The sequence below is a fragment of the Methylobacterium sp. E-041 genome, from assembly GCF_022829665.1.
Classification (GTDB): Bacteria; Pseudomonadota; Alphaproteobacteria; order Rhizobiales; family Beijerinckiaceae; genus Methylobacterium.
On sequence record NZ_JAKSYQ010000144.1, the window covers coordinates 1 to 8,881 of the forward strand.

Annotated in this window: 11 protein-coding genes and 1 pseudogene; 3 read left to right on the forward strand and 9 right to left on the reverse strand. The window is 71.3% G+C overall.

Annotation, left to right across the window (positions count from 1 at the left end; genetic code table 11):
* On the forward strand, nucleotides 1-140 hold a 140-nt coding region (locus MKK70_RS13480; protein WP_243948329.1), incomplete at its 5' end, for a transglutaminase-like cysteine peptidase.
* Nucleotides 141-143: 3 nt separating this feature from the next.
* Here MKK70_RS13480 and MKK70_RS13485 read toward each other — a convergent pair.
* Complete coding sequence (locus tag MKK70_RS13485) at nucleotides 144-488, reverse strand: hypothetical protein (RefSeq protein ID WP_243932331.1); 345 nt, start codon at nucleotides 486-488, stop codon at nucleotides 144-146.
* A 306-nt stretch (nucleotides 489-794) separates the two neighbouring features.
* Between MKK70_RS13485 and MKK70_RS13490 the strand changes: the two genes are divergently transcribed.
* Nucleotides 795-1,484: a transglutaminase-like cysteine peptidase gene (locus tag MKK70_RS13490; protein WP_147728557.1), complete on the forward strand. Its 690-nt coding sequence runs from the start codon at nucleotides 795-797 to the stop codon at nucleotides 1,482-1,484.
* A 9-nt stretch (nucleotides 1,485-1,493) separates the two neighbouring features.
* Here MKK70_RS13490 and MKK70_RS13495 read toward each other — a convergent pair whose 3' ends face one another.
* The 8 genes from MKK70_RS13495 to MKK70_RS13530 all read right to left on the reverse strand — a co-directional run bounded on the left by MKK70_RS13495 (nucleotide 1,494) and on the right by MKK70_RS13530 (nucleotide 8,410).
* Nucleotides 1,494-1,823 carry a DUF6949 family protein gene (locus MKK70_RS13495; RefSeq protein ID WP_147728556.1) on the reverse strand — a complete coding sequence of 110 codons (330 nt, stop codon included), beginning with the start codon at nucleotides 1,821-1,823 and terminating at the stop codon, nucleotides 1,494-1,496.
* 108 nt (nucleotides 1,824-1,931) lie between these two features.
* Nucleotides 1,932-2,147 (reverse strand): DUF3126 family protein, encoded by a 216-nt coding sequence (locus MKK70_RS13500; RefSeq protein WP_147728559.1) that lies wholly within the window; start codon nucleotides 2,145-2,147, stop codon nucleotides 1,932-1,934.
* 132 nt (nucleotides 2,148-2,279) lie between these two features.
* Entirely contained in the window at nucleotides 2,280-3,137 is an 858-nt protein-coding gene (cysE, locus tag MKK70_RS13505; RefSeq protein WP_243948325.1) for a serine O-acetyltransferase, read from the reverse strand.
* 206 nt (nucleotides 3,138-3,343) lie between these two features.
* Complete coding sequence (locus tag MKK70_RS13510) at nucleotides 3,344-4,249, reverse strand: helix-turn-helix transcriptional regulator (protein WP_281406289.1); 906 nt, start codon at nucleotides 4,247-4,249, stop codon at nucleotides 3,344-3,346.
* 311 nt (nucleotides 4,250-4,560) lie between these two features.
* On the reverse strand, nucleotides 4,561-5,526 hold the full coding sequence (locus MKK70_RS13515; RefSeq protein ID WP_243948327.1) for a lytic transglycosylase domain-containing protein: 966 nt from the start codon (nucleotides 5,524-5,526) through the stop codon (nucleotides 4,561-4,563).
* Nucleotides 5,527-5,672: 146 nt separating this feature from the next.
* Nucleotides 5,673-6,479, reverse strand: coding sequence for a Cof-type HAD-IIB family hydrolase (locus MKK70_RS13520; protein ID WP_147725613.1), 807 nt, complete (start codon nucleotides 6,477-6,479; stop codon nucleotides 5,673-5,675).
* Entirely contained in the window at nucleotides 6,476-6,973 is a 498-nt protein-coding gene (locus MKK70_RS13525) for a gluconokinase (protein ID WP_147725619.1), read from the reverse strand. Before MKK70_RS13525 ends, MKK70_RS13520 begins: the two co-directional genes overlap by 4 nt.
* A 147-nt stretch (nucleotides 6,974-7,120) precedes the next feature.
* Nucleotides 7,121-8,410 (reverse strand): alpha/beta hydrolase, encoded by a 1,290-nt coding sequence (locus tag MKK70_RS13530; protein WP_147725612.1) that lies wholly within the window; start codon nucleotides 8,408-8,410, stop codon nucleotides 7,121-7,123.
* A 270-nt stretch (nucleotides 8,411-8,680) separates the two neighbouring features.
* Here MKK70_RS13530 and MKK70_RS13535 point away from each other — a divergent pair.
* Nucleotides 8,681-8,881 (forward strand): annotated as a pseudogene (locus tag MKK70_RS13535) (sugar transporter); the annotation flags it as partial.

Sequence of the window (8,881 nt, forward strand, 5' to 3'; positions counted from 1 at the left end):
TGGTGCTCGACAACAAGACCAGCCAGATCCTGCCCTGGCACCGCACCGGCTACACCTTCATCAAGCGCGAGAGCCAGGACGCCGTCGCCTGGGTCTCCCTCGGCGGCGTCACCTCCCCGGTCACCACCGCCAACCGCTGAGGCTCAGGCGGCCTGGAGCGCCGGCTCGGCCTCGACCTCGGACGGGACGGGTTCTTCCGTCATCTCGGCATCCGCCGGCACGGGCCGCTGCGCCGGACGCTTGAGGGCGTCGCGGCGGATCCGGCCGAGCTGCATCTCGATCCGCCCGATGAAGGCGGTGATGTGGGGGGCGACGCCGCGCAGGCTGGCCAGATCGCGCAGGAGGATGTCGACGGCGAGCGCGCGGTCGGCGTCGGTGGGCGAGGCGGCGAGGAACATCTCCACCGCGTGCTGGGCGATGTCGATCGCCCCCGGGGCGCCGTTCTCGGCGAGAGCCCGGATCATGAGATGGATGGGGGGTTGCGACACGGTTGCGATGATCCCTGGCGGCGCGTTGGCCGGCGTCTTGCTGGGACCCTCGAATGCCGATCCCATGGCACCGGCACGCCGTCACGCCGGTGTCACAGTCTCAAGCCGCGAATCACGCCGGAATCAAGGGCTGATCGACCGTGCAGGGCACGCATACCCATGGCGCATGTGCGGGTGGCGCCCTTACATCACCACGCGGGATCGGAACCTTTCGCCGCCGACGTGGTTAATTCGCCCTTAAATTTCGATTGAGCCGCCGACCGGAGCGTGCCAGCTTGGGCGCTTCGGCAGGGCGGAGCATCGAGCATGCGGCACGCGGTTGTCCAGGCGGCAGGTGCCCTCGGCGGCATCCGATGGCGCGATGCGGTGCGGCGCACGGGACGCGCCGCGGCCCTGGGCTTCGCCGGAACGATCCTGATGATCGGGGGGGCCTCCACCCAGCCACGCATCGCCGCCCTCCCGCCCGATGCGGCCACCGCCGTGGAGACCGGGCCGGCGGCGCGGCCGGTGGCGGCGTGGACCGAGTTCTGCCGACGCATGCCGGCCGAATGCGACGTCGACACCCGCGAGCTGGCGACCATCGCGATGAACACCGCCCTGTGGCGGACGCTGGCGAGCGTGAACCGCCGGGTCAACGCACGGATCAGGCCGATCACCGACCAGGCGCACTGGGGCGTCGTCGACCGTTGGGACTTCCCGGATGACGGGTTCGGCGATTGCGAGGATTACCAGCTGCTCAAGCGCCGGATGCTGATCGAGCGCGGGCTTCCCCGGCGTGCCCTGCGGATGACTGTGGTGATCGACGACATCGGCGAGGGCCACGCGGTGCTGATGGTGCGCACCGACCGCGGCGACTTCATCCTCGACAACAAGACCAACACGATCCTGTCGTGGCGCAACACCGGATACGCATACATCAAGCGCGAGGGGCAGGACGGGCGGGCGTGGGTGACGCTCGACGGCGGCGCGTCGCCGGTGGCGACGGCCAACCGCTGACGGCCCGGCTCAGGCGCCGACGACGAGGGCCGCGAGGTCGAGGGCGACGCGGCCCGAGAGCAGCCCCCAGCCGCAGGCGATGATCGTCGCCAGCATCACGAACGGGATCGGGCGCCCCTCGATCCGGCGCCCGCGCAGGGTGTTGCGCAGGATGATGAACGGAGCGCCGAAGGCCAGCATCGGCAGCGCGGCGACGGCGGTGACGCCGCCGAGCCCGAGCAGGTTGAAGCTTGCGCGGCGCGTCGTGAACAACTCGAACGCGCTCGCGAGCAACCCTGACAGGGCCAAGCCCACGCAGAGCGTCCGGATCGTATCGAGGGCAGCGGGGGCGAGGACCATGACGCGCGCACTCCATCCGAGGATGCGTGCAGTCTAGCCCGGATGTTTACGAAGCGTTAAGCACTTGTGCGGGTTAGCGTTAATTCGTGCACAGGCGAGACGCCGGACTCAGGCCTCTTCCTCAAGGTCGATGTCAAGGATCGCCATCCGGAACACGAAGGAATCGTCGCCGTCCTCCTTGTCGTCGGAGATCACGCCGATCGACTCCTCGCCGATGTAGACCTCGGCGGAATCGCCGTTCTTCAGTGCCACGATGCGGATGCTGGCATTGGCGAATTTGCGGCGCAGGTAGTCCTGCAGCTTCGCGACTTCGGGCTTGGTCACGCTGTCGAGCCTTTCGGGTTCTTCATGCAGGGTGTCTTCGGCGATGCGCGCCGTGATCGGCGGCCCGCCCGGCGGCCGGGCCACCGCTTGCCACGCCCTCGGCGGTGGAGCAAGCGCGGCGGCCCGCCCGCGTCAGATCCCCTCGGCCATGTGGATGAACTGGTCGATGCTGACGAGCTGATCCATGGCGCGGGCGGGCTCGGCGCAGCCGGCGGTGCCGACGACGCGGGCCGGCACGCCGACCACCGTGGTGTTGGCCGGAACCGGACGCAGGACCACCGAGCCGGCGGCGACCCGGGCGCATTCCCCGACCTCGATGTTGCCGAGGATCTTGGCGCCGGCGCCGATCATCACGCCGCGGCGGATCTTGGGATGGCGGTCGGCGCCCTGCTTGCCGGTGCCGCCCAGCGTCACCGCATGCAGGATCGAGACGTCGTCCTCGATCACCGCGGTGGAGCCCACGACGAGGCCGGTGGCGTGGTCGAGGAACACGCCCCGCCCGATCCGCGCCGCCGGATGGATGTCGCACTGGAACACCTCGGACGACCGGCTCTGCAGGTAGAGGGCGAGGTCGCGCCGGCCCTGGTTCCAGACGTGGTGCGCCAGCCGGTGGGCCTGGATGGCGTGGAACCCCTTGAAGTACAGCACCGGCTCGATCGCGCGGCTGGTCGCGGGATCGCGATCCGTCACCGCGACGATGTCAGCCCGGAACGCCTCGCCGATGCGCGGGTCCGCCTGGATCGCCTCGTGGAAGGCATGCGCCACGAGCTCGGACGGCAGCGCAGGATGCCCGAGCCTTGCGGCGACCCGGTGCGAGACCGCGCCCTCCAGGCTGGTATGGTTGAGGATCGTCGCCACGATGAAGGACGCGAGCTGGGGCTCGTCGCGGATCACCGCCTCGGATTCGGCCCGCAGGCGCGACCAGACCGGATCGACGGTGCCGGCGAGCCCGTCGGCGACGGGACGCCCGAGGGCGTGACTGCCAGTCATGGTATGCTCCTCGGTGGCGCGGGACGAAGCCCGATGGCCGGTCGGCGCCGGGGCGCCCCGGCCGGGTCGCGCCGGGTCACGGATGATCACGGGTCGGTTGCGGACCGGCGATGCCCGGTCGTCGCCCGACGCACGCCGAAAGCTTGGGGTGACGCCGGCCCACGATCAAGGGTCGGCGCGAGACGCCGGGCACGGCATTGCAACCCTCAGGCGGTCGCCGCCTGCGCCTGGAAGCGCGCCTCGATCGTTTGCGTCAGGCGATCGACCATCACCTCGACGGGGACGTCGGAGGTGTCGACCGTCGCCGAGGCGCGGGCGTAGAGCGGCTCGCGGCTGGCGAGCACCGCCCGCAGCTCCAGCATCGCCGAGGCGTGGTCGCCGGTCATGGCGAGGTGCCCCTGGTCGCGGACCCGCTGCATGTGCTCCTCCGGCCGCGCCTTGAGCCAGACGGTGAAGAACGCCTGCAGAAGGAGGTCGTAGGTGAGGGGCTCGGCGACGATGCCGCCGCTGGTCGCGAGCACCAGCGGGCCGGGATGCTCGGTCAGGCGCCGCAGCGCCGCCTGCTCGAGCCGGCGATAGCCTTCCTGCCCGTAGATCGCGAAGATCTCTTGGACCGAGAGCGCGTTCTCGCGCTCGATCTCGGCGTTGAGCTCGATGAACGGCCAGCCGAGGCGTTCCGCGGTCATCCGCCCGAGCGTGGACTTGCCGGCACCGCGCAGGCCGACCACCGCCACGCGGGGGCGCGGCATGCTGCCATCGCGCGGGCCGCCGGAGAGCGCTTCCTTGGCGGCCGCGATCTGCGCCGGCGAAGCCTGCCCCAGCAGGTCGCGCAGCACCGGCCAATCCGGAATCGCGTCGTTGCCGGTGATCAGGTCGTCGAGGCGCACGCCCATGGCGTCGGCGACCCGCCGCAGCAGGATGATCGAGACGTTGCCCTGCCCGCCCTCGAGCTGGGCGATGTAGCGCTCGGACAGGCCCGACGTCTGCGACAGCAGCTTGCGCGACAGCCCGCGAACCGTGCGCGCATGGCGGACCCGACGACCGAGGTCGTTCAGGAAGAGTGATTCTTGTTCCACCGCGCCGGCCATGGCGTCGTCCGCTTTCCGATTGATCCCAAGCGCGAGACCGGCCTCTCGGCCATCCCGACGCAAGTCATGCGCCGCGAACCTCGCGTGAGGGCGGCCATGACGCGGTCACGCCCGATCTCTCGCGAGACGTCCGGCGCACCCCTGCCCTCGGTGCATGATTGTTTGTCTCAAGGAATTCGAGCGGTTGCGATGCTGCGACGCAAAACGCGTCCGCCTCACCGGTCCTCTCGTCCGACGCCCCGTATGTGTTGCGCTGCGGTCCCGCGGTCAACCCGGCGCGCCGATCGTTGTAGGGACAACGGGTGCGGTTTTCCCGCGCGATGTGCCCGGTTCTCTCACTCGGTGGTGAGTGCGGTGGCTTCGAGGACGGGCTCCCCGGCGGGTGTCCTGCGGGGCGCCGCGGGCCGTACGACGGCGGCGAGACGCTCGGCCGAAGGGCGGCGCGGCGGCAGCGGCACCGCCACCGTGTCCGCCGCCGGATCGACCGATGTGGCGGCGGCCGGCGTCGGCGCTGCCGGCGTCGCGGGGAGGGTCAGGTTGGAAAGGTCGGCGCTGGCCACCTGGACCGGGGCGCCGAAGGCATCGGGCCGGCGCGGCGGCAGCGGCACCGAGACGGTCTGGGCCGCGCCGGCCGAATCGGCCTGGGGCTGATCGGCCGCCGGATCCTGCGTCGGCCGCAGGCTCGCCATCTCCACCGAATCGCCGGCGCCGAAGGCCGCGGGGCGACGGGGCGGCAGCGGCACCGCGACGGTCTCGGCCGGTGCTGCGGCCGCGGTCGGCGCATAGGCCAGGGCGACGTTGGCGGCGGCGAGGTTGGGGTCGGCCGGGGGGGCGCCGGTGAACAGGCTCGCGACCGCGCTCGCCGAGGCGGCGACCGGGGCGACCACGGAGGCGACCTCGGTGGAGATGCCCTGGCGCTTGGCCGCGTAATAGTACCCGCGATTGTAGTAGCCGTAGGCCTGCGTGATGTTGCCCTGCGCCGTGCGGTAGGCGCCGGCGAGGTAGGCGACGCCGTATTTGAGGTTCGTCGCCGGGTCGAGGAGGCCGGCGGCGTCGCCCTGGTAGCCGAGGCTGCGCGCGGTGGCGGGCTTGATCTGCATCAGCCCGAGCGCGCTGCCGCCCTTGGCCTTCGGGTTGTAGTTGCTCTCGCGCTTGACCACCGCGTGGACGAAGCTCGCCGGGACGCCGTTCGCCTTCGCGTGCTGCTCGATCAGCGCATCGATGTTGTCGCGGGCTCCCTGCGCGATGGCCGGGACGGTCACGACCGCCAGAGCTGCGGCGAGGAGAAGGCGTCGATGCATCCTGAAGACCCGGTCCCGCTTGTTCTGGTCAAGCTAGGTCGGGGTCAAATGAGGCCGGAAAGCGGCTCGGATGCGGTCGCCGGTGGGCGACGAGACCGGGGGCGCCGGCCTGTGCCCGGCATGCCACAGACGTCGCCCTCCGGGCGTCAGGGCAGGATCAGCCGATCGACCGCCTCGGCGAAGCCGTCGGCATCGTTGGTGTCGGTGAGGTCGGTGGCCGCCGCCTTCACCGCCTCCTCGGCGTTGCCCATCGCCACCGAAACCCCGCTGCGCGCGAACATCGCCCCGTCGTTGCCGGCATCGCCGAAGGTGGCGATGCGGTCGCGCGCGATGCCAAGATGTTGCGCCATCCAGTCCACGAAGCCGCCCTTGTCGATGCCCGGCGGCGTCACGTCGAGGTAGTAGGCCTGGGAGCGGTGCACGACCGCGCGGCCCTCCAGGGCACCGCCGATCTCGGCCTCGCAGGCGGCCAGGTGCGCGTGGTCCCGGCTGACGCCGACGAGCTTGGAGGCGCGGCCCAGCAGGGGGGAAAGGTCGGCGACCACGTTCGGCTCGGCATCGAGGGTCCGGCGCTCGAGGTCCGTATAGGCCCCCGCCGGGTCGCGCAGGCTCCACGAGCCGTCGGCGAAGACCCAGACGTCGAGTTTCGCGGCGACGAGCCGGTCGACCGCATCCCGGGCGGTGGCCTCCGGGATCAGCCGCTCCTCGATCACGGCGAGGTCCGGGCCGACCACCGTCGCGCCGTTGAAGGCGCCCATCGGCAGGCGGAGCGCCAGGGTCTCGACGAGGCCGCGCAGGCCGACCGGCGGGCGGGCGGACGCCACGGTGAAGCCGATGCCGGCGGCGTGCAGGCGCGCCACCGCCGCGATCGTCCCCGGGCTCAGGCTCTTGTCGGTGCCGACGAGGGTGCCGTCGACGTCCGAAATCACGAGGTCGATGCGCCGTGCGCTCATGCGGATTCACTTCCGGTCCCGTTTATCTGCGCGACGACCCGCTCCGCGACCGTCTCGGGGGGATCGTCGATCCCGACGACGATCGGGTGCTCGTCGGCGGTCGGCGGTTCGAGGATCGCGAACTGGCTGTCGAGGAGCGCCGGCGCCATGAAATGCCCGTGACGACCCGCCAGCCGGCCGGCGATGAGCGCCCGGCTGCCGTCGAGGTAGACGATCCGCACCCGCCGCGAGCCGCCGGTGAGCACCTCGCGATAGGCGCGGCGCAGGGCCGAGCACACGATCACGCCGGACTCGCCCCGCTCCAGCCGGTGCTGGATCCAGACCGCGATCGAGGCGAGCCAGGGCGCCCGGTCCGCGTCGTCGAGGGCGAGCCCGGCATGCATCTTGGCGACGTGCTCGGGCGTGTGGAAGCTGTCGCCGTCGACGAAGATCCAGCCGAGCCGCTCGGCGACCAGCGCGGCCACCGTGCTCTTGCCCGAGCCCGAGACCCCCATCACCACGAGCACCTGCGCGGCGGGCCGCCCCGCCTGGTCGTTCGATCGGGACGGGCTCACGGGGCTGCGGCTCCGGGTTCGGGTTCGGCGGCGGGATCGCAGCGGACGGATAGCACGCCGCCCGCCCGAGGGGAGAACGGCCGCGTCTCAGCCGGCGCCCTTTCGAAGGCTGGGCTGAAGGTCGGCGACGATCGGGCGGACCGCCCGGTCGCGGAGGAATTGCGGCCCCAGCACCATCCGGAAATAGTCGTACGGGCCGGGCCGCTCGTTCGACATCAGGAACTGGAAATGCATCCGGAACGGCTTCCGGCAGACCTTGGCGTAGGTCTCCGGCGTGAGGATGTCGCGCACCTGCGCGGAGCGTACCAGCGGGTTGGCGATCGGGCCGCCGGCGAGCGGCAGGTCGAGGTCGAGCACGGGGTTGAAGCCGGGGAAGTTCATCCAGTCCTGCGGCGCCTGCACGTCGAGCCAGACGATCCGGCGCGAGGCGATGAGCGTGGCGACCTCGGCGCGGACGTGATCGGCGAAGGGCTGCGCGGCGACGAGGGGCAGGCCGGACCCGAGCGTGACCAGGGCGAGGGCCATGTCGTCCGCCCCGAGCTTCGGGGCGCGGGCCAGGATCCGGGCGGCGACTTCGGCGGCCGTGAGGCCGCCGGTGGAGTGGCCGACGATCATCACCTCGTCCGGCCGCTCGCCGCGGGCCTCGGCCTCGGCGATCCGCGCCAGGACGCGGTCGGCGAACACCTCGAGCCGCTCCGCGTAGTCGCGCCGCCAGCCGTTTCCGTGCTGCCAGTTGAACACCCAGTCGTTCAGCAGCTGCCAGAAGAAGAACCGGTTGAGCAACGCCTCGATCGCGACGATCCAGGCGATCCCGGCGACGACGGCGAGGGGCAGGGTCACCCAGGGCGGCCAGCCGAGGCTGTGACCGAACCAGTCGCCGAGATGGGCGTGCACCATCGTCCCGATCGCCGCGGACAGGGCCGTGAGCAGCACGACCATGACGAACGGGTAGATGACCACGTTCCCGTAGAGCCAGTTGAGCCGGTAGAACCGGAAGATCAGCCCGCGCAGCAGGGCATGCAGCGTGCCGACGACCAGCAGCAGGACGCTCAGGACCCGCGGCCGGCGGAAATCCCGCGCGACGAGGTCGTCCCAGAGCAGCACGTCGTAGGACGTCGCCGCACGCCCCGGATCCCGGCCCGGACCGACCGTCCAGCTCTGGACGAGGCCGTCCGGGCTGAGGACCGCCGGGGAGATGTCGGGCCGCGGATCGCCGAACCGCTTCGCGTGCCGGAGGAGCTCGCGCACGAACAGGAGGCGATAGCGGGTCCGCGCCTCCGGGTCGTAGCCGGGAATGAAGAACACGTGCCGTCGGCGCACCGTGCCGGGCCGCTCGGCCTGCAAGTCCGGCGGTGTGTAGGAGAGGGGCAGCCTCATGAGCGAGGAAGTTTTTCCAAGTCGTGCGATGTATCGCGGGGCGGCTCGATTGCCATCCCATAGAGCTTCATTTGTACGAAAACCAGATCGCGCTTCCGGCGGGCGGCATCCCCTGCCCTCCGACCATCGGATCGCGACGGCTTCGTGTGTGCAGCGGGGATCATCACCCTCGATCCGGGCCTGCGCGGCTCAGTGTGTCCGCCCCGCTACGGACAGGGGGCTTCCGTTCGGCTAGGCGTCGAAGCCTCGAAAACGATCAGGCGATCCTGGATGCGCGTCCTCCCTCTGCTCCTGCTCACTGCGCTCGCGGTGTCGGGCTGCTCGGTTCTTCCGGCTTCGGGTCCGACGGCGCGTGCCGTGGAGGCGGGGGCGGAGCTGTCGACGCCGGAGGGGCTGCTGGCGCGCTACGAGCTGGTGGACGTGACCCCGGCGGTGATCGAGGCCCTGCGCGGGCGCCCGCTCGACAGCCTG

Bases quoted from the DNA above. Each gene is read 5' to 3' on its own strand.
- MKK70_RS13490 (WP_147728557.1), top strand. From the start codon at position 795: ATGCGGCACGCGGTTGTCCAGGCGGCAGGTGCCCTCGGCGGCATCCGA.
- MKK70_RS13495 (WP_147728556.1), bottom strand. From the start codon at position 1,823: ATGGTCCTCGCCCCCGCTGCCCTCGATACGATCCGGACGCTCTGCGTG.
- cysE (WP_243948325.1), bottom strand. From the start codon at position 3,137: ATGACTGGCAGTCACGCCCTCGGGCGTCCCGTCGCCGACGGGCTCGCC.
- MKK70_RS13515 (WP_243948327.1), bottom strand. From the start codon at position 5,526: ATGCATCGACGCCTTCTCCTCGCCGCAGCTCTGGCGGTCGTGACCGTC.
- MKK70_RS13520 (WP_147725613.1), bottom strand. From the start codon at position 6,479: ATGAGCGCACGGCGCATCGACCTCGTGATTTCGGACGTCGACGGCACC.
- MKK70_RS13525 (WP_147725619.1), bottom strand. From the start codon at position 6,973: ATGGGGGTCTCGGGCTCGGGCAAGAGCACGGTGGCCGCGCTGGTCGCC.
- MKK70_RS13530 (WP_147725612.1), bottom strand. From the start codon at position 8,410: ATGAGGCTGCCCCTCTCCTACACACCGCCGGACTTGCAGGCCGAGCGG.